The sequence below is a fragment of the Streptomyces sp. Ru62 genome (assembly GCF_002920615.1).
In the GTDB taxonomy this organism is placed as follows: domain Bacteria; phylum Actinomycetota; class Actinomycetes; order Streptomycetales; family Streptomycetaceae; genus Streptomyces.
In genome coordinates this window covers 44169-65829 of the sequence record NZ_PQSU01000042.1, presented here as the reverse complement: position 1 = coordinate 65829, position 21661 = coordinate 44169, and the positions used below count along the sequence as shown (strand labels likewise).

The 21661-nt window shown below is 74.0% G+C and carries 13 protein-coding genes; 7 read left to right on the top strand and 6 right to left on the bottom strand.

What is annotated here, in order from left to right:
* Nucleotides 1-285: 285 nt before the first annotated feature.
* Nucleotides 286-834, bottom strand: coding sequence for a MarR family winged helix-turn-helix transcriptional regulator (locus C3492_RS38480; RefSeq protein WP_103817250.1), 549 nt, complete (start codon nucleotides 832-834; stop codon nucleotides 286-288).
* Nucleotides 835-956: 122 nt separating this feature from the next.
* Between C3492_RS38480 and C3492_RS38475 the strand changes: the two genes are divergently transcribed.
* Nucleotides 957-2234, top strand: coding sequence for an MFS transporter (locus C3492_RS38475; RefSeq protein ID WP_181140765.1), 1278 nt, complete (start codon nucleotides 957-959; stop codon nucleotides 2232-2234).
* A 239-nt stretch (nucleotides 2235-2473) separates the two neighbouring features.
* Here C3492_RS38475 and C3492_RS38470 read toward each other — a convergent pair whose 3' ends face one another.
* Complete coding sequence (locus C3492_RS38470) at nucleotides 2474-4126, bottom strand: SpoIIE family protein phosphatase (RefSeq protein WP_103817248.1); 1653 nt, start codon at nucleotides 4124-4126, stop codon at nucleotides 2474-2476.
* A gap of 132 nt (nucleotides 4127-4258) precedes the next feature.
* Nucleotides 4259-5638: an NAD(P)/FAD-dependent oxidoreductase gene (locus tag C3492_RS38465; protein WP_103817247.1), complete on the bottom strand. Its 1380-nt coding sequence runs from the start codon at nucleotides 5636-5638 to the stop codon at nucleotides 4259-4261.
* Nucleotides 5639-6014: 376 nt separating this feature from the next.
* Here C3492_RS38465 and C3492_RS38460 point away from each other — a divergent pair, with 376 nt between their 5' ends.
* Both C3492_RS38460 and C3492_RS38455 read left to right on the top strand, forming a co-directional pair.
* Nucleotides 6015-6791, top strand: a complete 777-nt coding sequence (locus C3492_RS38460) for a TetR/AcrR family transcriptional regulator (RefSeq protein WP_103817246.1) — start codon at nucleotides 6015-6017, stop codon at nucleotides 6789-6791.
* A gap of 419 nt (nucleotides 6792-7210) precedes the next feature.
* Nucleotides 7211-9154 (top strand): sigma-70 family RNA polymerase sigma factor, encoded by a 1944-nt coding sequence (locus C3492_RS38455; RefSeq protein WP_103817245.1) that lies wholly within the window; start codon nucleotides 7211-7213, stop codon nucleotides 9152-9154.
* On the opposite strand, the gene C3492_RS38450 is transcribed toward C3492_RS38455, so the two are convergent.
* Nucleotides 9141-12509, bottom strand: coding sequence for a BTAD domain-containing putative transcriptional regulator (locus C3492_RS38450; RefSeq protein WP_103817256.1), 3369 nt, complete (start codon nucleotides 12507-12509; stop codon nucleotides 9141-9143). The genes C3492_RS38455 and C3492_RS38450 overlap by 14 nt on opposite strands.
* A 247-nt stretch (nucleotides 12510-12756) precedes the next feature.
* Nucleotides 12757-14832, bottom strand: coding sequence for an asparagine synthase-related protein (locus C3492_RS38445; protein ID WP_103817244.1), 2076 nt, complete (start codon nucleotides 14830-14832; stop codon nucleotides 12757-12759).
* A gap of 747 nt (nucleotides 14833-15579) precedes the next feature.
* On the opposite strand from C3492_RS38445, the gene C3492_RS38440 reads away from it, so the two are divergent.
* From C3492_RS38440 to C3492_RS38425, 4 genes are all read left to right on the top strand, one after another.
* Complete coding sequence (locus tag C3492_RS38440; RefSeq protein WP_103817243.1) at nucleotides 15580-17004, top strand: MFS transporter; 1425 nt, start codon at nucleotides 15580-15582, stop codon at nucleotides 17002-17004.
* Nucleotides 17005-17159: 155 nt separating this feature from the next.
* Nucleotides 17160-18377, top strand: a complete 1218-nt coding sequence (lhgO, locus tag C3492_RS38435; RefSeq protein WP_103817242.1) for an L-2-hydroxyglutarate oxidase — start codon at nucleotides 17160-17162, stop codon at nucleotides 18375-18377.
* A gap of 33 nt (nucleotides 18378-18410) precedes the next feature.
* On the top strand, nucleotides 18411-19244 hold the full coding sequence (trmB, locus tag C3492_RS38430) for a tRNA (guanosine(46)-N7)-methyltransferase TrmB (RefSeq protein ID WP_103817241.1): 834 nt from the start codon (nucleotides 18411-18413) through the stop codon (nucleotides 19242-19244).
* A 42-nt stretch (nucleotides 19245-19286) separates the two neighbouring features.
* A complete protein-coding gene (locus C3492_RS38425) occupies nucleotides 19287-20582 on the top strand; it encodes a PrsW family intramembrane metalloprotease (protein ID WP_181140762.1) in 1296 nt (431 codons plus the stop codon).
* A gap of 61 nt (nucleotides 20583-20643) precedes the next feature.
* Here C3492_RS38425 and C3492_RS38420 read toward each other — a convergent pair whose 3' ends face one another.
* Complete coding sequence (locus C3492_RS38420) at nucleotides 20644-21588, bottom strand: aldo/keto reductase (RefSeq protein WP_103817240.1); 945 nt, start codon at nucleotides 21586-21588, stop codon at nucleotides 20644-20646.
* Nucleotides 21589-21661 lie beyond the last annotated feature (73 nt).

Here is a 21661-nt window from a genome sequence, read left to right as displayed (position 1 = left end):
AGTCAGTGGGGGCTGTCCTCCCGGCCGTTGGGCCGTTCCGACGTCTCAAACCTTAGCGGATCCGCCCGGCGATTCCCAATCGGGCCGCCGAGTCCCTATTCGAATTGAATTCGGGCGCGCCGAAATCAACCCGGAGGAGGGATCGTGCTGAAGGTGTGAGGGGTGCCGCTCGGGGCGGCTGAGGTGTTACCGAGGAACCGTTACGGCTCCGCGGCAACCCGAAGAACTTTACGGATCGGACAGGGGCGTGTCAACACCCTGCTGTCAAGATCTTTTCTGAGGGCTTCAGTCCAGGTCGCTGAGCCGGCCGCCGGCGTCCGGCTGGGCGTGCTCCACCCGGCGCAGCAGCCGGGTCAGGACCTCGCCGAGCACCGCGCGCTCCGCGGGAGTGAGGTCCTGGAGCAGGTCCTCCTCGAAGACCGTCGCCAGGCGCATCGCCTCCAGCCACTTCTCGCGGCCCTCGGGGGTCAGCTCCACGATGACGCGGACGCGGTTGGACTCGTCTCGCTCCCGGGTGACCAGTCCCTCGGTGACCATGCGGTCGATCCGGTGGGTCATGGCGGCCGGGGTGAGGCCGAGCCGCTTGGCCAGCTCGCTGGGGCCCATGCGGTAGGGGGCGCCGGAGAGGACCAGTGCCTTGAGGACCTCCCACTCGGCGTTGCTGATGCCGAGGGCCGAGGTCTGGCGGCCGTAGGCGACGTTCATCCGGCGGTTCAGCCGGGACAGCGCCGACACGATCTTCTCGACCTGGGGGTCCAGGTCCTGGAACTCGCGCTGGTAGGCGGCGATCTGTTCTTCGAGCGTCGGCTCTGTGACGCCGGGGGTGTCGGCCATGGACGCAGTATCCCACGGGAGTCCTTTGCTTTGAAGTCCTTGACCATGTACTCTTTAGCTTTGAAGTTTAGCTTCGAAGTCTTCAGGTCTAACTAGTGAGAGAGGTGAACGTGACCAGGGCGATGGGCGCAGCGATGCGCCGGATCCACGTGGGCAACGCACTCAGCGCGTTCGGACTGGGCTTCACCGTCCCCTACCTGTACGTCTACGTGGCGCAGGTGCGGGGCCTGGGAGCCATGACGGCGGGCCTGGTGCTCGCCGTCTTCGCCGTGGCCGCGCTGATCGTGCTGCCGTTCGCCGGCCGGGCGATCGTGCGGCGCGGCCCGCTGCCGGTCCTGCTCGCCGCCCTGGTGACCGCCGCTGTGGGCGCGCTGAGCCTCGGTCTGGCGGGCAGTGCCGCGAGTGTGCTGCTGTCCGCCGCGGCGCTCGGGGCAGGGCAGGCCGTCATGCAGCCGGCGCTGGCGACGATGATCGTGGACTGCTCCTCGGCGGACACGCGCTCGCGTGCGTTCGCGATGCAGTTCTTCCTGCAGAACCTGGGGCTGGGCGTCGGCGGTCTCATCGGCGGTCACCTGGTCGACACCACGCGCGTGTCGTCGTTCACGCTGCTGTTCGCGATCGAGGCGGCGATGTTCCTGCTGCTGGTCGGTGTGCTGGCGACCGTGCGGATGCCGCGTTCGCCGCGTCTGGCGGGCGCTCCGGCGGGGTCGGCCAAGGGAAGCTGGAAGCAGTTGCTCGGGAACCGGGCGATGGTGCAGTTGTCCGTGCTGGGCTTCGTGATCTTCTTCGCCTGCTACGGGCAGTTCGAGTCGGGGCTGAGCGCGTACGGCGTGGAGGCGGCCGGGATATCCACGTCCGCCCTGGGTACGGCGCTGGCCGCGAACACACTGATGATCGTGGTCGCCCAGTTCGCCGTGCTGAAGTTCGTGGAGCGGCGCCGGCGGTCCCGGGTCATCGCCGCGGTGGGGCTGATCTGGGCCGTGGCCTGGCTGGCCGCCGGGTACGCGGGGCTGGGGCACGGCAGCCAGGAGATGGCCACGGCCGCGTTCGTGTCGACGTACGCGTTGTTCGGACTGGGTGAGGCGATGCTGTCCCCGACGGTCGCGCCGCTGGTCGCCGATCTGGCACCGGAGGGCATGGCCGGGCAGTACAACTCGGCGTTCGCGCTGGTCAAGCAGCTGGCGCTGGCCGTCGGTCCGGCGGTGGGCGGTCCGCTCGGGGCCTCGCTGCACGGGCCGTACATCGTGACCTTCCTGCTGTTCTCGCTGGGGATCACCGTCCTGGCGCTGCGGCTGGGGCGGCGGCTCACCGCCGTACAGGACCGGCCCTGGCTGGCGCGCGGGACCCGGGTGGTCACCCGGGGCGGGGCGTCCACGGGACCGGTGCCCGCGGAGGCGTGAGCCCGCGGTGTGTCACGGCCGTCACCTCCGGGTGGCGGCCGTCGTCGTGTGCGCCGGGCGTGTCGGCCGGCGGGTGGCCGCGATCAGGACGGCCGTGAAGGGGCGTCAACGAGGGCGGCGTCGAGGGCGGAGAAGAACCGGGTGCCCTGCCGGCGGCCGACCTCGTCGGGGCGCCGCGGGCGCGTCGCTCGGTGCGCCGGACTCGTCTGCCGCGCCGTGCTGACGGGTCCGGCGGCCGGTCAGTGCTTCGCCTTCGGCAGGGCGAACTCGCACCACACCGCCTTTCCGCCGCCGGGGGTGCGGCGGCAGCCCCAGTTGGAGGCGATCGTCGCGACGATGGCGATGCCTCGGCCCGACTCGTCGCCGGGCTCGGCGCGGCGGCGCCTCGGCAGGTGGTCGTCGCCGTCGGTGACCTCGACGATGAGGCGGCGGTCGGTGCGGCGCAGGCGGAGCCGCATGGGCGGGGTGCCGTGCTGGAGGCTGTTGGCGACCAGCTCGCTGGTGGCGAGGACGCCCAGGTCGTGCAGTTCGGCGGGGAAGCGCCAGCTGGTGAGGACGCCCGAGGCGAAGGCACGCGCGCGGGGGGCCGCTTCGACGCCGCCGAGGAGTTCGAGGGCCGCGTTGCGGAAGAGGTCGCCGTCGGGGCCGGTCCGCGCGGGATGCTGCAGGACGAGCACGGCGACGTCGTCGTCGTGGTCGGCGGTGACGCCTGCCGAGCGGACCAGGCGGTCGCAGACGACCTGGGGGCTGCCGGTCGCACCGGCGAGGGCGCCTTCGAGCGCGGCGATGCCCTCGTCCAGGTCGGCGTCCCGGCGCTCGACCAGGCCGTCGGTGTAGAGGACGGCCGTGGAGCCGGGGCCGAGGGCGATGGAGCCGGAGGAATGCATCCAGCCGCCGGTGCCGAGCGGCGGGCCGGTGGGCTCGTCGGCGCGGGAGACCGCGCCGTTCTCGTCGCGGACCAGGATCGGCAGGTGGCCCGCGGACGCGTACACCAGGCGCCCCTCGTTCGGGTCGTGGACGGCGTAGACGCAGGTGGCGATCTGGTTGGCGTCGATCTCGGCGGCGAGGCCGTCGAGGAGTTGCAGCACCTCGTGCGGGGGCAGGTCGAGGCGGGCGTAGGCGCGGACGGCCGTGCGGAGCTGGCCCATGACGGCGGCGGCCCGCACCCCGCGGCCCATGACGTCACCGATCACGAGGGCGGTCCGGCCGCCGCCCAGGGTGATCACGTCGTACCAGTCGCCGCCGACCGCGGCCTCGGTGCCGCCGGGCTGGTAGGTGGCGGCGATGCGCAGGTCGTCGGGCTGTTCCAGTTCCTGCGGGAGCAGGGAGCGCTGGAGGGTGACGGCCGTCTCGCGCTGGCGGCGCTCGCTGGCGCGCAGCCGTTCGGCGGCCTCGGCGTGGTCGGTGACGTCCGTGGCGAAGACGAGCACGCCCGCGTCGCGGTCGCCGTCCTCGGTGACGGGGGTGCAGGTGAAGGTGTACGAGCGGCCGTCGACGGCCTTGCGGGACTTCAGGGTGCGGGGCTTGCCGCTGCGCAGCACCTGGTCGAGCAGCGGGAGCAGGCCCAGTTCGGCGAGTTCGGGCAGGGCCTCGCGTGCGGCGGCGCCGGTGGCGCGGGTGCCGAAGGCCGTCGTGTAGGCGTCGTTGACGTAGGCGATGCGGTGGTCGGGGCCGTGGACGAGGGCGACGAGGGCCGGGACGCGGTCCAGGACGTCACGCGCGGGCAGTTCGTCGACGGCGGGTACCGGGGCTGTGCCGTCGGCGGGCTGTTCGGCGCGGGCCGCGGGCACGGAGCCTTCCCCCCGCCGGTCCGGGGAGACCGCCGTCTCGGTCCGCGCGGCGGCGCGGCGCTGCGTTCCGGGGAGCCGGGCGCTCCAGCGCGTGAAGTTCACTTGGGGAAAGCCTCGTGGGTGCTAGGGCGGGCGGGTGCCCGTCCGACGTCGTAGGGCAGTCTGGCAGGGAGCGGGCCGCGGCGGGCGACAACCGTCAGACGCCGGGGCGGGCCGTGGAGTTCCTGAGTCCGGTCAGGACGACCCCTTCGGGTCGTCGGAGGGGCTGTGAGGAGGCTTTCCACCGGCCGCGAGTTCGAACTCCGCTCGGGGATGTTCGAGCGAACCGAGCGAGACGATCTCCCGTTTGAAGAGCCCGGCGAGGGTCCATTCGGCGAGCACCCGGGCCTTGCGGTTGACGGTGGGCACCCTGCTGAGGTGGTACACGCGGTGCATGAACCACGCAGGGTAGCCCTTCAGCTTGCGCCCGTAGACCTGCGCGACGCCCTTGTGCAGGCCGAGGGAGGCGACCGAGCCGACGTACTTGTGCGCGTACGTCTCCAGGGGCTCGCCGCGCAGGGAGTGGACGATGTTGTCGCCGAGGACCTTGGCCTGGCGGACCGCGTGCTGGGCGTTGGGGGCGGTCTCGGCGCCGGGTTCGGCGGCCGTGACGTCGGGTACGGCGGCGGCGTCGCCGGCGGCCCAGGCGTGCTCGGTGCCGTCGACGGTGAGCTGGGCGGTGCAGCGGAGCCGGCCGCGGTCGGTGCGCGGCAGGTCGGTGGCGGCGATCAGCGGGTGCGGTTTGACGCCGGCCGTCCACACGACCGTACGGGTCGGGAAGCGCTGGCCGTCGCTGAGGACGGCGACGCGGTCGGCGCAGGACTCCAGGCGGGTGTCCAGCAGCACCTGGATGTTGCGGCGGCGCAGCTGGGTGACGGTGTAGCGGCCCATCTCCGGGCCGACCTCCGGGAGGATGCGGTCGGTGGCCTCCACGAGGATCCACTTCATGTCCTCGGGGCGGAGGTTGTGGTAGTAGCGCGCGGTGTAGCGGGCCATGTCCTCCAGCTCGCCGAGGGCCTCGACGCCCGCGTAGCCGCCGCCGACGAACACGAAGGTGAGGGCGGCGTCGCGGACGGCCGGGTCGCGCGTGGAGGAGGCGATGTCCATCTGCTCGATGACGTGGTTGCGCAGGCCGATGGCCTCCTCGACGGTCTTGAAGCCGATGCCGTACTCGGCGAGGCCGGGGATGGGCAGGGCGCGGGAGACCGAGCCGGGGGCGAGCACGAGTTCGTCGTAGCCGAGGAGTTCGGCGGTCCTGCCCTCCTCGGCGGTGGCGAGGGTGGTGACGGCGGCGGTGCGTACGGCGTGGTCGATCGAGGTGACCTCGCCGATGACGACGTGGCAGTGGTCCAGGACGCGGCGCAGCGGTACGACGACGTGGCGCGGGGAGATCGAGCCCGCGGCGGCCTCGGGGAGGAACGGCTGGTAGGTCATGTAGGGATCGGGGGTGACGACGGTGATGTCGACCTCGCCCCTCCTCAGCTCGGCCTTCAGCTTCCGCTGGAGGCGCAGGGCCGTGTACATCCCGACGTAGCCGCCGCCGACAACCAGAATGCGCGCACGTTCCTTCACCATCCCATGACGCACCCGGCGCTGGTGTTTGTCCACAGCCCCGACAATTTGTGTGACCGGCGGCCGGGTGTGCACACGGCCGGCCGTGGCGTCCGCGCGGGACGAAAGGGGGCAGGTCAGCGGGGGCGGGTGACAGGGGGCGAAGGGCCGGAATCGGGATGTATACACCCCGTACTCCGATCGAGGGGCGCACTGTACGGAACCTGCCCCTTCTGAATTGACTTCCTCTCAACTATGTTCGTGTGTCGACGGGGTGTAGGGAATGTGGTCGAACGGTTCCGCAACGGGCGGATCCGGTCGGGACCGAAGCCAGTTCCGCGCGCCTCGCGTTCAGTGGCGGGGAGTCTCCGGGGGGAGACGTCATTACCGGGGGAAACACATGCATGTTCAGGACACGCACTGGGCATCGGCAGCAGCCGTCGCGCCCGGCGGCAAGGCGATGACCGCGGCGGTGGGCAACGGACGCGCGGACACCGCGCGGACGACTCCGCTGCGGGTGGACGCACAGCGCAACCTGGAGCACGTGCTGCGTGCGGCACGTGAGGTGTTCGGCGAGCTGGGGTACGGCGCGCCGATGGAAGATGTGGCGCGGCGGGCCCGGGTCGGGGTCGGCACGGTGTACCGGCGCTTTCCCAGCAAGGACGTGCTGGTCCGGCGGATCGCCGAGGAGGAGACGGCGCGGCTGACCGAGCAGGCCCGGGCGGCGCTCGGGCAGGAGGACGAGCCGTGGTCGGCGCTGTCGCGGTTCCTGCGGACGTCCGTGGCGTCCGGGGCCGGGCGGTTGCTGCCGCCGCAGGTGCTGCGGGTCGGCTCCGCCGGTTCCGGTGATTCCGGCGAGGCCGGTGGGGCCGTCGGCCTCGCCGCAGAGGCTCGGGTGCCGCAGCAGCGGGTGCAGCCGGGGAGTGCCGAGCTGCGGCTCGTGGCGCAGGAGGCCGCGGTGGCCGATGACGCCGGGGCCGGGGCGCTGCTCGATGTGGTCGGGCAGTTGGTGGACCGGGCCCGGGCGGCGGGTGAGCTGCGGGCGGACGTGTCCGTGGGTGACGTGCTGTTGGTGATCGCCACGGCGGCGCCGTCGTTGCCGGATGCGGCGCAGCAGGCGGCGGCATCGGCCCGGTTGCTGGACATCCTGCTGGAGGGGCTGCGGTCCCGGCCGTAGGCGGGCCTCGGTTTCGCCTTCCGGGGCGTTCCGTCTTTCCCCGGTGCCACCCGTACGACTGTCGTGGTCGGGTGGTGCCGGGGCCCTTCTGGGGCGGATGCGCCGTCGGTGACTGCGGGTCGCCGCCGTACGGCCGATGAACCGTCGGCGACCGCGGGGGGCGTGGGGCGGTGGTGGGGAGCACCCACGGAGTCCCGCGCCCCTTCCCTTTCCCTCCGCACCGCGCCCCCTTCTCCTTTCTCTGTCGGGTGCCCCGCGCATCGGCTTCGGGGGCCGGGCGTTCGACGGGTGTTCGGGGGATGCGGGGGCAAGTGCGCTCGGATGAGTGGATGGGGTGTGCGCGGGGGCTCCGGGGGGAGTCCGGTGTGGCAGGCTGAGGCCGACGGGTTGGGCTGAGCCGGGGTCGGGGGCTGTCCGCGATGGGCGTTGACGGGTGGGACGGGTCGCGCGGTGACGACGGGGACGCGGAGACTCGGGGGCTGGCCTCACCCCAGGTGCCGCACCAGGGCGGACGGCCGGCTTCCTCCGGCGGGGCCCCGGACGGGAACGTGCCGGCCCAGCGTGAGGGAAGCGTGCTGCCGCCGCCCCGCGGGATGCCGCCCGCCGACAGCGAGCTGATCGGGCGGATGCGCGGCGGTGACGACTCCGCCTACGAGGAGCTGTACCGACGGCACGCCGACGCGGTACGGCGCTACGCCCGCACCTGCTGCCGGGACGGGCACACCGCCGACGACCTCACCGCCGAGGTGTTCGCGCGGATGCTGCAAGCGGTAAGGGGCGGCTCCGGGCCGGAACACGCCGTACGGGCCTATCTGCTGACCTCCGTCCGACGTGTCGCCGCCCACTGGACCAGGTCCGCCCGGCGGGAGCAGCTCGTCGACGACTTCGCCGTCTTCGCCCAGCAGGCCGCCCGGGTCCCGGACGCCTCCGACGACACCGCGTTCATCGGCTCCTCCACAGCGGGCCTCGGTCTCGGGGCCGACGTCCGCGCCCTGCACGAGGCCGAGCAGTCCATGGCCATGCGGGCCTTCCGTTCGCTGCCCGAGCGCTGGCAGGCCGTGCTGTGGCACACGGAGGTGGAGGACGAGTCCCCGAGCGAGGTGGCCGTCCTGTTCGGGCTGGACGCCAACGGCACCCGGGTGCTCGCCAGCCGCGCGCGCGAGGGGCTGAAACAGGCGTACCTCCAGGCCCACGTCAGCGCCGCCCTCGCCCACGACGAGGAGTGCGCCCGATACGCCGAACAGCTCGGCGGCTACGCCCGCCGCAAGCTGCGGGTCCGCGCCGAGCGGGGCCTGCGCAAGCACCTGGAGGAGTGCGCCAAGTGCCGGCTGGCGGCGGCGCAGATCGAAGAGGTCGCGAGCGGTATCCCCGCCGTCGTCCCGGTCGCGGTCATCGGCTGGTTCGGGGCCGCCGGGTACACCAAGGCCCTCGGGATCGTGGCCGGCGGCGCGGGGGCCGGGGCGGCCGCCGCCGCGGCCGGTGGCTCGTCCGGTGGCGCGAGCGGCGCGGGCGGGGCCGCGGCCACCGAGGGATTCGGGGCGCCGATCAAGGCCGGCATCGCGGCCGGTGTGGTCGCGGTGGCCGCCGCCGCGGTCGCGCTGGCCCTGGTGAACGACAGCAGCCCGGCGAAGGAGGTCGCCCGGCCGGCACCGGACCCCTCCCCGCCCGTGTCCGCGCCGGTCGTGCGGCCCGGGACGCCCGCGCCCGCACCGCCCGCGCGCAAGCCCCCGCCGAAGCCCGTCGTCCTCGCTCCCGAACCGGCACCGACGCCCACCAGCGCCGACGCCCACACGCCCACCCCGACACCCCCGGTGACGCCGGCGCCCGAGCCCACTCCGACGCCGACATCCACCTCCACGCCGACACCCAGCCCCCCGCCGAAGCCGGAACCCAAGCCGACCCCGACGCCCACTCCGCCGCCGGCGCCCACCGTCTACCAGCTGAGCGAGTTGCGCTTCGACGTCGTCGGCGACGGCACCCGGCCCGAGATCGCGCTCGGCGAGAGCAGCTGGGTGTGGCAGCGGTACGGCATGTCCGTCGGCGGCGAGCGGTACGCGCGCGGGGCCACCGTCCACGGCGACTCCTCCGTCACCATCGTCCTCAACCGGCAGTGCACCGCGTACGACGCGCTGGCCGGCGTGGACGACATGACGCTCGGCCTCGGCAAGGTCTCCTTCTCCGTCTACGCCGACGGGGTCCGGCTGTGGCGGTCCGGCATGGTCAAGGGCCGCGACCCGGCCGTCCCCGTCCATGTCGACCTCACCGGGCGCACGACCGTACGGCTCGTGACGGAACCGCACAGCAACGCCTTCGACCGGGCGGCACTCGCGGACTGGGCGGAGTCCCGGTTCACCTGCCGGTAGCCGGGCCGCCCCGGAGCTGCGCGCCGGCCGCCGCCGCGGCGTCCAGTTCGCGCAGGACGTCCGCCACGCCCATGGAGGCACCCCGGGCGCACTCGGCGGCACAGCGGTCGGCCGGGAGGGCCGCGCCGGCCTCGGCGCGCACCCGGGCGGCCTCGCCGCGCTCCGGCTCGGGCCGGTCGAGTCCGTCACGCCAGTGGTCCGCGGCGGCGAACAGCCGCAGCGCGCCCGGCAGATCGCCGAGCCGGGCCAGCAGACCGGCCGCCACGTCCACCAGACCGGCCGTGATCGACTCGGCGCACTGGTGGTCCACGGCTTCCCGCAGGGCCTCCGACATGATCGGCAACCCGTGCGCGGGTCCCGACTCGCCGGCCGCGAGCAGCGCCTCGACCATCCGCTGGGCCGCCACGAACTGCGGGGGCGGGGTGCCGTCCCGGATCACCGCACGGGTCGCCTCGTACAGCTCGCGGGCGCGCGCGTGCTGGTGGTCGTGCAGGGCGATGTGGGCGCGCAGGAGCAGCACGAAGGCCCGGGACTCCGGTACCGCGTACCGGTCGGCGGCCGCTCCCGCCTCGTCCAGGGCGGCCAGCGCGGCCTCCCGGTCGCCGGAGCGGTAGGAGATCTCGGCGAGCCGGGCCATCAGGAACGGCGACTCGGCGTGGGCGCCCACCTCGTAGGCGAGTCGCAGCGCTTCCTCGTACTCGCCGCGCGCCTCGTCGTACCTGCCCCGGGTCATGGCCGCCTCGCCGGCCGCGCTGCACACCTGCGCCCGCATCCAGCGGTCGCCGACGCGCCGGCTGAGCGTCCGCAGCTCGGCCAGGTCCTCGTCGACGCCCCGCAGGTTGCCCGGGGAGTCGACGGTCACATGGGCGCGGTACATCAGGGCGACCCCGAGTTCCCACTCGCCGCCGTAGCGGCGGCAGTTGGCGACGCACTCCGTCATCTGCGGGCGGATGTCCGTGGGACCGCCCAGGTAGTAGGAGGTCAGCGGCCAGATGATGCCCGGGAGCCGGGCGGCCTGCGGTCCGCCGCGTTCGTAGGCCGCCCGCACGCGCGCGAGGTACTCCCGGGCCCGTTCGTCGGCCACGAGGTTCTCCGTGCCCGTCTCGGCGGTCAGGAACAGGTCCAGCATGCGCAGGTCCATCCGCAGCTCGCGCAGCGGATGCCCGGCCTCGCCGTCGGGGGCGGCGAGGAAGGCGCCCACCGGGTCGGCGGTCTCCGCCCGGGCCCTCACCTCGTCGGCCGGCGCGCCCGCGGGCAGGGTGTCCAGGGCGATGCCCAGGCGGAGCACCAGCCGCACCCAGGCCACCGCCTCCTGGCGGTGGTTGCGCAGCCACCAGAACCAGCCGGTGGCCAGGACGATCGCGCCCGCCTCCGCCTCGTCGCCCGCGCGGACCGCGCGGTCCAGGGCCGCGCGGATGTTGTCCAGCTCGGTCTCCAGGCGGGCTATCCAGGGCAGCTGGGCCGCCGACCGCAGCCGCGGCTCCGCCTCCTCCACCAGGGCCCGCACCCACGCGCGGTGGCGTCGCTCGGCCGCCGCGCGCAGCCCGGGGACCTCGGCGGCGCGCTCGCTGGCGTACTCGTGGATGGTCTCCAGCATGCGGTACCGCATGCCGGCGCCCGTCCCGGCACCGGTGCCGTCCGGGTCGTGCGGGGCGGCGACCACCAGGGACTTGTCGACCAGCGCGCCGATCAGGTCCGCCGCCGGGCCGGTGCACACGGCCTCGGCCGCCGCGAGGTCCCAGCCGCCGGCGAACACCGACACCTCGCACAGGACCGTCCGCTCCCGCTCGTCCAGCAGCTCCCAGGACCAGTCGACGACCGCGCGCAGGGTCTGCTGCCGGGGCAGGACCGTGCGGCTTCCGGAGGTGAGCAGGCGGAAGCGGTCGTCCAGGCGGTCGGCGATCTGGCGCGGGGTCAGCAGCCGGAGCCGGGCCGCGGCCAGCTCGATGGCCAGCGGCAGCCCGTCCAGACGGCGGCAGATCTCCGCCACGGCCTCGGTGTCGCCGAGCACCGCGTCGGCGTCGGGACGGACGGCCTTCGCGCGCTCGGCGAAGAGGCGGTGCGCCTGCTCCGGGACGAGCGGCTCGACCGGGCGCACCGACTCTCCGGGGACGCCCAGGGGTTCCCGGCTGGTCGCGAGGATCGTGAGTCCCGGGCAGTGGGTGAGGAGGGTCTCGGCGAGGGCGGCTGCCGCGCCGATGACGTGCTCGCAGTTGTCAAGGACCAGAAGGTGGCTGCGCGGTGCGCAGTACTCGATCAGCAGGGCCGTGGGGTCGGCCTGCGGGGTCGCCAGCTCGTTGGTCAGCAGCACGGTCTCGCGCAGACCGAGCGCGCTGACCACCGCGCCGGGCACCGCCTCCGGGCGGTCGAGCGGGGCGAGCTCGACCAGCCATGCCGAGGGGTGCGGTGCGGCGGCCTCCTCGGCGAGGCGGGTCTTTCCCGAGCCGCCCGGTCCGGTGAGCGTGACCAGGCGGGCCCTGTGCACATCGGAACGAATGGCCTTGAGCTCTGGTTCCCGCCCGACGAAGGAGGTCAGGCGGGGACGGAGATTTCCGGTGCGTTCGGGGGGCTGCGGGGGCGCGGGGGGTGACGAATGCGCCGGTGGCTCGGGGGTGTTCGCGGACTCGGGGGTCTGCGGGGACTTGAGGGCGTCCAGGGGCTCCTGCTTCAGCAACGACGTGTGCAGGGACTGGAGTTCCGGGCCCGGGTCGGTGCCGAGGGAGTCGGCGAGGGTGCGGCGGGCGGACTCGTAGGCGGCGAGGGCGTCGGCCGGGCGGCCCGTGTCCCGCAGGGCGCGGATGAGGAGGGCGTGCAGGGGCTCGTCGTACGGGTGGGCGGTGGTCAGCTCCCGCAGCTCCGGTACGGCCTCCCGGGCGCGGCCGAGGGCCAGGGCCGCGGCGGCGCGGGCACGGGTCGCCTCCAGGCGCAGGGCCTCGGGGCGGGCGGCGGCGGTGCGGTCGGGGAGGTCGGCGAGGGCCGGGCCGTACCAGAGGGCCAGGGCCCGGGTGAGGGTGCGGTGGGCGGTGGCCGGGTCGCCGGCGGTGAGAGCCTGGGTGCCGGTGTGGGCGAGGCGTTCGAAGACGTGCAGGTCAACGTCGTCCTCGGCCGCTTCGAGGCGGTAGCCGCCCGGGGTGGAGGCGATGGTGTGCCGGCCGAGGGCACGGCGCAGACGGCCGACGAGGGCCTGGAGGGCGGCGGGGGCGTCCTGGGGCGGGTCGTCCGCCCAGATCTCCTCGACGAGGGTGTGGGGGGCGGTGGTGCGGCCGGGACGGAGGGCCAGGGCGGCGAGGAGCGTCCGCAGGCGCCGGCCGCCGAGGGGCACGGGGGCGCCCAGGTCGTCCGCCGCTTGGGTCACGCCCAGGATTCTGTACCGCACCCGGTCATTGTGGCGGGGGGTGCGGGATGGGGGCACGGAGGTTTCGGTACCGGTGCTTCGCACAATGTCCGGCGCCGCGGCCGACTGGGGGTCGGCTCGCCCGCCGGCACTGTGCAGCCGACGGCACGGCAGCTCCCCCAGGGGCGCGGGGAACTGCGCGATCAGCCCCCGCGGACCCGGAGGCGCACGACGAGCCGAGCCACCCCACCGCTCACAGTCCCACCGCTCACACCCCCGGCGCGAGCGCGCTGCGCCTCGGCTGGATCCCCGAAGGGACCGCGCGGGAGCGGGTCGGGGTGCCCGTCCAGCAGGTGCCGCGGCGGGAGAGGAGGCGGCGGAGCCAGAGTTCGAGGGAGACGAGGTCGGCCAGGCCGTCCAGGGGGAGGGCCTCGCCCGCCGCGGCGGAGCGCAGCGCCTTGCGGACGACTCGGGCCTCCACCAGGCCCGCGTCGGCGAGCAGTGGCGTGGAGAAGAGGTCAAGGAGGGGGTCGGTGGCCGCGCGCAGCCCCGCGCGCGCGGCCGCCGCCGAGGAGGCGTGGGAGGGCGCGCCCCAGCCGGGCGGGAGGTCGGTGACGCCGGCGCCCTCCAGGACCGTGCGCAGGATGGCGGCGCGGGCGCCGGGCTGGACGCGCAGGGCCTCGGGGAGCTCGCGGCAGGCGCGCACGACCTGGTTGTCGAGGAACGGCGCGTGCAGCCGCTGGGAGCGGATCTCCGCGGCCTGCTCCAGGACACGGAGGTCGGCGGCGTGCCGGGCGAGTGCCGCACGCGCGCGGTAGTCGCCGGGGCGCTGTGCGCCGGTCGCGGAGCGGTCCGCCTCCGCCTGGAGCAGAACCGATACTTCAGCCAGCGCCTCCCCCGTCAGCCACCGGGCGGCGGGCCCGGGTCTCGCCCAGGCCAGAGCGGCGAGGGAGGCGCCGACCGCCCCCTTGGGCTCGTCGAAGCGGCGCCGCATCAGCCGCTCGGCCAGCACCTCCAGGCCCGCCCGGTAGGGGGTGCGGGCGAGGCGCCGGGCCGCGCCGTACACGCGGGCGGGGACCATCACGGAGCCGTCCGCGCGGGCGAGCGCGGCCACCGGCCGGACCAGGTGCCGCCGTTTGCGGTCCACCAGCAGGTCGGCGAGGCGGGCGGGGTGGGCGTCCAGGACCTGGCGGGCGCCGTGGCCGGTGAAGTGGTCGGCGCTGCCGGCGGCGAGCCGCGCGCGGTGCCGGGCCGCCTGGACCAGGGAGGGGCCGGGTTCGTCGGTCAGCGGGCCGTCGAGGTCGGCGTACGGCAGGGTCCCCTCGTCGCCGGTGACCACGACGTGGTGCAACCGGGGATTGGCCGCGAGGGCACCGGCGCGCTCCAGTTCGGCCTCGCGGCCGGTGACGGCCAGATCGTTGAACGTGACGGCGAGGAGCCGTTCGCCCGCGCCCGTGCCGTGGCCGAGGAGCGTGCCGGGTCTGCCGGGCAGCCCGGCGGCCAGCAGCGCGAGCGTGCCGGAGGCGGGGCCGCCGGACAGGTCGGCGCCGATGCCGGGGACCGGCATCCCGCGCGCGGCCCGCCGCTCGGCCGGTCCCATGCCGGGCACCGGCCCGGGGTCCAGGTCGGGCACGTGCCGGGGTGCCGACAGCCGGGTGCGGACGGCCTCCACGAGCGCGTCCCGGACGGCGTCCACGGCGCGGCCGGGGTCGGCCGGGGGCGCGGCCACGGCGAGGGAGGCGACCGGCTCGTACCCGGCGACCTCCCGCGCCCCGGCGCGCAGCACCAGCGCGTGCCCCGGCGGAATGCGCCGTACGCCGTCGTAGGGGGTGCTGTCGCGCAGCGCGGCCGGGACGTCCGGGGCGGCGAGCAGGGCGGCGAGGTGGGTGAAGTCGAGGTTGGCCTCGACGAGGTCGGCGAGGGGCAGCGCGGCGGTGGCGTAGGCGGTGCCGCCGGCCCAGGGGGTGTAGAACACCGGCCGGGCGCCCGCGAGATCGCCGCAGACCGTGATGCGGCGGCCGGCCTGGACGACGGCCGTGTAGCTGCCGGGCCAGGTGGTCAGATGGCGCACCGCGCCCCCGCGCGCGGTGAACAGGCCGCGCCGGAGCTCCTCGTCGGTGGCACCGCAGATGCCGAGGATGGCGATCCGGTTCTGTGCGTCGGCGTGCACCACGCGCACCTCGTCCGGGCGCCAGTCGCCGACGGCCCACAGCGGGTCCGGGTCGCCCCACAGGAGCTGGGAGCCGACCGGGTGCAGGGTCTCGCCGTCGTATCCGACGGCACCGGCGGATCCGATCCCGGCGGCGCCCGCGGCGGTGCTGCTCCAACCCACCAACCACCGCATCGACGCCTCCACAGGCTGTGGACGAACAGTGCACCGTACGAACCGGACCCCATGCTGCCATGAAGGGCGCGCGGGAGAGGGACGGCGGCACCGCCTTCGATCGAGGGAAAGTCGAAGGGAAGTCGGGGGAGACACGCAGGGCGGGCCTGGGGAGTTGGCGGACGGCAGGCGTCTGCGGGGCGGGTGCCGACCGGACGGCACCGCACGGGTCCGGCGCGAATGCGCCCCCTGTGCGCTCCCCCAAACCGCCCTTCACGCCCTCAAGTTGCATGGTCGGAGCGGCAATTGAGCGCACACAACAGGGGGCGATTTTCGGCCAATTAACTGGAGGGGCGCCGGAGATGAGCACGCTCCGTACAGGCCTGCGGAGCGCGCGGCGGTCCACACGCGCGCACGGTCCGGGAGACGGGTATCGCCTCCCGGACCGGTCCGCCACCCGCGGGGATGAAGGTGGCGGTGTCCCCCAGCCCACTGGATCCAGTACAGCGGGCCGACCCACGCAAGAGCCATGGAACCGCTCCCCGGGTGGCCGGAGAAGAGCGCACGGACGGGCGCACGGCCACACGTGCGGGGGCACGCGGCGACAGCCCGTGCACGGTGCGTACAGGGCCCCGACTTCCGTACGGACCACAATCCCGCCAACCGGAACAATGCCCCTTAACGCTTGGGATGCGGCGAACTACGCTGTGTTTACGAATGCCGCGTGGTTATGCCAGCGCGGCAGCCGTCTGTGTCGAGGGGTGGCGCATGTCCAGGGAGCAACGCGGGCCGAACGAGAAGCTCGGCGCCGTTCTCGCCCTCGCGGGAATCAGCAACGCGGGACTCGCCCGCCGCGTCAACGACCTTGGCGCACAACGCGGGTTGACGCTTCGCTACGACAAGACGTCCGTGGCGCGCTGGGTGTCGAAGGGCATGGTGCCGCAGGGTGCGGCGCCGCACCTCATCGCCGCCGCCATCGGCCAGAAGCTCGGCCGGCCGGTGCCGCTCCACGAGATCGGCCTGGCGGACGCCGATCCCGCGCCCGAAGTGGGTCTCGCCTTCCCGAGGGACGTGGGCCAGGCGGTGAGGTCCGCGACGGAGCTGTACCGCCTCGACCTCGCCGGCCGCCGCGCCGGCTCCGGCGGCATCTGGCAGTCGCTCGCCGGGTCGTTCGCAGTCAGCGCATACGCAACGCCCGCCTCACGCTGGCTGATAACCCCCGCCGACAGCTCGGTCGCGCGGGAGGCGGGCTCCGCCGAGGGGTCCGGCGCACCGATCAAAGTCGGCCACAGCGATGTGCAGAAGCTCCGCGAGGCCGCCGAGGACGCCAGACGGTGGGACTCCAAGTACGGCGGCGGGGACTGGCGTTCCTCGATGGTGCCGGAGTGCCTGCGGGTGGAGGCGGCCCCGCTGCTGCTCGGCTCCTACTCCGACGAGGTCGGCCGGGCCCTGTTCGGCGCCTCGGCGGAACTGACCCGGCTCGCCGGGTGGATGGCCTTCGACACCGGGCAGCAGGAGGCCGCGCAGCGGTACTACATCCAGGCGCTGCGGCTCGCGCGCGCGGCGGCGGACGTCCCGCTCGGGGGTTACGTCCTCGCGTCCATGTCGCTGCAGGCGACCTACCGGGGCTTCGGCGACGAGGGCGTCGATCTGGCGCAGGCCGCGCTGGAGCGGAACCGGGGGCTGGCCACCGCGCGGACGATGAGCTTCTTCCGGCTGGTCGAGGCACGGGCACACGCGCGCGCGGGAGACGCTCAGGCGGCCGGCGCGGCACTGAAGGCGGCGGAGAGCTGGCTGGAACGGTCCCGTCCTGGCGACAACGACCCGTCCTGGCTCGGTTTCTACGGATACGACCGGTTCGCCGCGGACGCCGCCGAGTGCTACCGGGACCTGAAGGCGCCGCGTCAGGTGCGGAGGTTCACCGAGCAGGCGCTGTCGAAGCCGACGGAGGAGTTCGTGCGGTCGCACGGGCTGCGCCTGGTCGTCTCCGCGGTCGCCGAGCTGGAGTCCGGCAACCTCGACGCGGCGTGCGAGCAGGGGGTGCGGGCCGTGGAGGTGGCCGGGCGGATCTCGTCGGCACGGACGACGGAGTACGTGAAGGATCTGCTGCACCGGCTGGAGCCGTACGGGGACGAACCGCGGGTGGTGGAGCTGCGGGAGCGGGCCCGGCCCCTGCTGATGGCTCCGGCGTAGGAACGGACGCCACGGGGGTGCCTGGTTCCTTTCCTCGTACGGCCGCGGGTGGTCTGTGGTTGTTCGGGCAGTTCCCCGCGCCCCTTGGGGGAACGCTGCCGCACCCCGGCGTTTGAAGCCGTTGTCAGTGGCGCAGTGCACTATCGGAGGCGGAGGTGGTGCAGGTGCGGGCCGGGGCGTACGACTGTGATGTGCTCGTCATCGGTGGGGGGATCGTCGGGCTGTCGACCGCGTATGCGATCACCCGGGCCGCGCCCGGTACGCGCGTGATCGTGCTGGAGAAGGAGCCGGGGCCGGCCCGGCACCAGACGGGGCGCAACAGCGGGGTCATCCACAGCGGGATCTACTACCGGCCGGATTCACTCAAGGCGCGGTACGCGGTGCGGGGCGCCGCCGAGATGGTGAAGTTCTGCGCCGAGTACGGCATCGCGCACGCCGTCACCGGCAAGCTGATCGTCGCCACCGAGCGGGACGAGCTGCCACGGCTGCACGCGCTGGTGCAGCGCGGCCGGGAGAACGGCATCCCGGTGCGGGAACTGGGACCGGCGCAGATCACCGAGTACGAACCCGAGGTGCGCGGCCTCGCCGCCATACACGTCGGTACGACCGGGGTGTGCGACTTCGTGGGCGTCGCGGGCGAGCTGGCGCGGGCCTCGGGGGCGGAGATCCGGTACGGCGCCCGGGTCGTCCGCGTGGACCGGCGGCCGGAGCGGGGCGTGGCCGTGCTCACCGCGACCGGGGACGTCGTCCGCGCGCGCGTGCTGGTGAACTGCGCCGGGCTGTACTGCGACGAGGTGGCGCGGCTGACCGGCGACGACCCCGAGGTGCGGATCGTGCCGTTCCGCGGGGAGTACTACGAGCTGGCGCGGCCGGAACTGGTGCGGGGGCTGGTGTATCCGGTGCCGGACCCGGCGTTCCCGTTCCTCGGGGTGCACCTGACGCGCGGGATCGACGGGGGCGTGCACATCGGGCCCAACGCGGTGCCGGCGCTCGCCCGGGAGGGGTACGACTGGGGGATCGTACGGCCCCGGGAGCTGGCCGGGACGGTCGCATGGCCGGGATCCTGGGCGATCGCCCGACGGCACTGGCGGTACGGCGCCGGTGAGCTGCGCCGTTCGGTGTCCAAGGGCGCGTTCCTGGAGGCCGTGCGAAGACTGCTGCCCGGTGTGGAGGCCGGGGATCTGGTGCGGGCCCCGGCCGGGGTGCGGGCGCAGGCGGTGCTGCGGGACGGGACGCTGGTGGACGACTTCCTGATCCGGGAGGGGGCGCGGGCGGTGCACGTGCTGAACGCGCCCTCGCCCGCGGCCACGGCGTCGCTGCCGATCGGGCGGGAGATCGGACGCCGGGCGCTGGCGATGCTCGGCTCGCTGTAGCGGCCCGTCGGCACCCGTAAAATCGGTCGTACTGTGTCTGACTCCCTGAACCCCCCCGCCCCGTCCCCGGCCCCCCACAGCCCCGGTGGCCCCGTCCGGCACACCCGGGCCAAGGGCGAGCCGCGCTTTCCCGACGGGCCCAAGGCCGATCCGGCCGGGTCGCACTTCGAGCGGCGGATCCGCAGCTTCCAGCCGCGGCGGAGCCGGGTGACGGCCGGGCAGGCCGACGCGTTGCAGCGGCTGTGGCCCAAGTGGGGGCTGGACATCGACGGGCAGCGGGTGATCGATCTCGGCGAGCTGTTCGGCAACGACCGGCCCGTGGTCCTGGAGATCGGGTTCGGGATGGGCGAGGCCACCGCGCGGATGGCCGCGGGCGACCCGGACACCAACATCCTGGCCGTCGACGTGCACACCCCCGGCCAGGGGAACCTGCTGGGTCTCGCCGACCGGAACGGTCTGTCCAACGTCCGGGTGGGCAACGGCGACGCGATCATCCTGCTCCGGGAGATGCTCGGTCCGGACTCGCTGGACGGGCTGCGCGTCTACTTCCCCGACCCCTGGCCCAAGAAGCGGCACCACAAGCGGCGGCTCATCCAGCCCGAGTTCCTGACGCTCGCCGCGTCCCGGATGAGGCCCGGTGCGCTCCTGCACTGCGCGACCGACTGGGAGCCGTACGCCGAGCAGATGCTGGACGTGCTCACCGCCCACCCCGACTTCGAGAACACCCAGGCGGACGGTGGTTTCGCGCCACGCCCGGAGTTCCGGCCACTGACCCGTTTCGAGGGGCAGGGACTGGACAAGGGACATGTGGTGAACGACCTGCTGTTCCGGCGGGTCCCGCACAGCACCGCTGAGCAGGACCGATAATCCGTTCCAGCCCCTCGTCCCGCCACCGTTAGGGTCGATGCCGTGGCCACCAGTCCTCCGTTTCCGATGTATCCCCCGAGCCCCGGCGACGGTGTGCTCCGCCACCCGCACTGGTGGCAGCGCAGGTGGGTGCGGTACGGAGCTTTGACTTCCCTGCTGGCCCTGTCCGGCCTGGTCATCCTCGCGCTCGTACGGCGGCAGACCGGTACGGAGGGCTTCCTCGTCGGTCTGGGGCTGGCCGTGCTGCCCGTGCCCTGGCTGATGGCCGCCTTCCGGTGGCTGGACCGCGTGGAGCCGGGCCCCTGGCGGAACCTGGTCTTCTCCTTCGCCTGGGGGGCCTGTGCGGCGGCGCTGATCGCCATCGTGGCCAACAGTTTCGCGACCAAGTGGATAGCCACCTCGACCGCGGATCCGGCCAGTGCCGACACGCTGGGCGCGACCGTGATAGCCCCCATCGTGGAGGAGTCCGCGAAGGCCGCGGCCGTCCTGCTGGTGTTCCTCTTCCGCCGACGTGACTTCACCGGGATCGTGGACGGGGTGGTGATCGCGGGCGTCACCGCCACCGGGTTCGCGTTCACCGAGAACATCCTCTACCTCGGTACGGCCTTCGGGACCGACCAGCTCACCGGCGACCGCGGCATCGCCTCCGTCACCGCCGCCACCTTCTTCGTGCGCATCGTGATGTCCCCGTTCGCGCACCCCCTGTTCACCGTCCTCACCGGCATCGGCTTCGGCGTCGCCGCGCTGTCCGCCGAGCGGCAGCACGCGCGGCGGGCGCTGCTGCCGTTCTGCGGGCTGCTGCTCGCGATGGGCATGCACGCCTTCTGGAACGGCTCCTCCACCTTCGGCGAGTACGGCTTCTTCGCCGTCTACGGCGCCTTCATGGTGCCCGCGTTCGCGGTGGTGACCTGGCTCGCGATCTGGACCCGGCAGCGGGAGCTGCGGACCGTGCGGGCGGAGCTGCCCACGTACGTGCTGGCCGGGTGGCTGGGGCCGGCCGAGCCGTTCGCGCTCGGGTCGATGCGGGCGCGCCGGATGGCCCGGGACTACGCCCGGCACCACCACGGGCGCCAGGCGGCGCGCGAGGTGGCCCGGTACGAGGCGTACGCGACCTCGCTGGCGTTCCTGCGGCACCGGGGCCGGAAGGGCCGGGCCGGCGCCGACTTCGTCGTCCGGGAGCGGGAGCTGCTGGACGAGCTGTGGAAGCGCAGGGAGGTCGCCCGGCCCGCGCTGGAGTACGCGAGCCGGGCGTCCGTTCCCGCGCCGGTGTACTGGGGGGCGGCGCCGTACGGGTACGCGGCGGTGCCGTATCCCGCGTACAACCCGTACCGGACGTAGTCAGGGGGCCGGCGGGGATCCTCCGGCACCGCCGGGCCGCCCTCTCGCGGGGTGGGACGGGCTAAGCGGACGCCTCCGTCAGCCGGGCCACCTCGGCGTCCGTCAGCTTCAGCTCCGCGACCCCCAGCAGCGCCGGAAGCTGTTCCACGGTCCTCGCCGAGGCGATCGGGGCCGTGACCGTGGGCTGGGCGGCGAGCCAGGCCAGGGCGACCGTGGCGTCCGGGGCCTCGTGGGCCGCGGCGATCTCGTCCAGGGCCGCGAGGACCTTCTGGCCGCGCTCGGATTCCGCGTGCTTCCGGGCTCCTTCGGCACGGGCGCTGTCGACGGTCTTGCCGGGCCGGTACTTGCCGGTGAGGAAGCCCGAGGCGAGGGAGAAGTACGGGACGGCGGACAGGCCCTCGCGGGCGACGAGCTCCTGCAGCGGGCCCTCGTAGGTGTCCCGGGACACCAGGTTGTAGTGCGGCTGGAGGGCGACGTAGCGGGCGAGGCCCTCGCGGTCGGAGAAGTCGAGGGAGGCCCGCAGCCGCTCGGGGCTGATGTTGGAGGCGGCGATGTGCCGCACCTTCCCGGCCTTCACCAGTTCGTCCAGCGCGCCGATGATCTCCTCGACCGGCACCTCCGGCTTGTCGAAGTGGGTGTAGTAGAGGTCGATGTGGTCGGTGCCCAGGCGGCGCAGGGAGGCGTCGGCGGCGGCCTTGATGTTGGCGGCGGACAGGCCCTGGTACTCCGGGTGCTGGCTGACCTTGGTGGCGATGACGACCTCGGAGCGGTTGCCGCGGGCCTTGACCCACTTGCCGATGATCGTCTCCGACTCGCCGCCCTGGTTGCCCTCGATCCAGGCGGAGTAGGAGTCGGCGGTGTCGATGAAATTGCCGCCCGCGGCGGTGTAGGCGTCGAGGACGGCGAAGGAGGTCTGTTCGTCGGCGGTCCAGCCGAAGACGTTGCCGCCGAGGGAGAGGGGGAAGACCTCAAGGTCGGAGGAACCGAGTTTACGAAGTGACGTCATACGTCGTGTCAACACCGGCGGTGGGTGATCGCATCCCACCGCCGGGGCGGAGTTCTCGCCAAGTTCCCGCAAG

Coding starts and splice junctions, on each gene's coding strand:
- C3492_RS38480 (WP_103817250.1), bottom strand. CDS start 834: ATGGCCGACACCCCCGGCGTCACAGAGCCGACGCTCGAAGAACAGATC.
- C3492_RS38475 (WP_181140765.1), top strand. CDS start 957: ATGGGCGCAGCGATGCGCCGGATCCACGTGGGCAACGCACTCAGCGCG.
- C3492_RS38465 (WP_103817247.1), bottom strand. CDS start 5,638: ATGGTGAAGGAACGTGCGCGCATTCTGGTTGTCGGCGGCGGCTACGTC.
- C3492_RS38460 (WP_103817246.1), top strand. CDS start 6,015: ATGCATGTTCAGGACACGCACTGGGCATCGGCAGCAGCCGTCGCGCCC.
- C3492_RS38455 (WP_103817245.1), top strand. CDS start 7,211: ATGGGCGTTGACGGGTGGGACGGGTCGCGCGGTGACGACGGGGACGCG.
- C3492_RS38445 (WP_103817244.1), bottom strand. CDS start 14,832: ATGCGGTGGTTGGTGGGTTGGAGCAGCACCGCCGCGGGCGCCGCCGGG.
- C3492_RS38440 (WP_103817243.1), top strand. CDS start 15,580: ATGTCCAGGGAGCAACGCGGGCCGAACGAGAAGCTCGGCGCCGTTCTC.
- C3492_RS38420 (WP_103817240.1), bottom strand. CDS start 21,588: ATGACGTCACTTCGTAAACTCGGTTCCTCCGACCTTGAGGTCTTCCCC.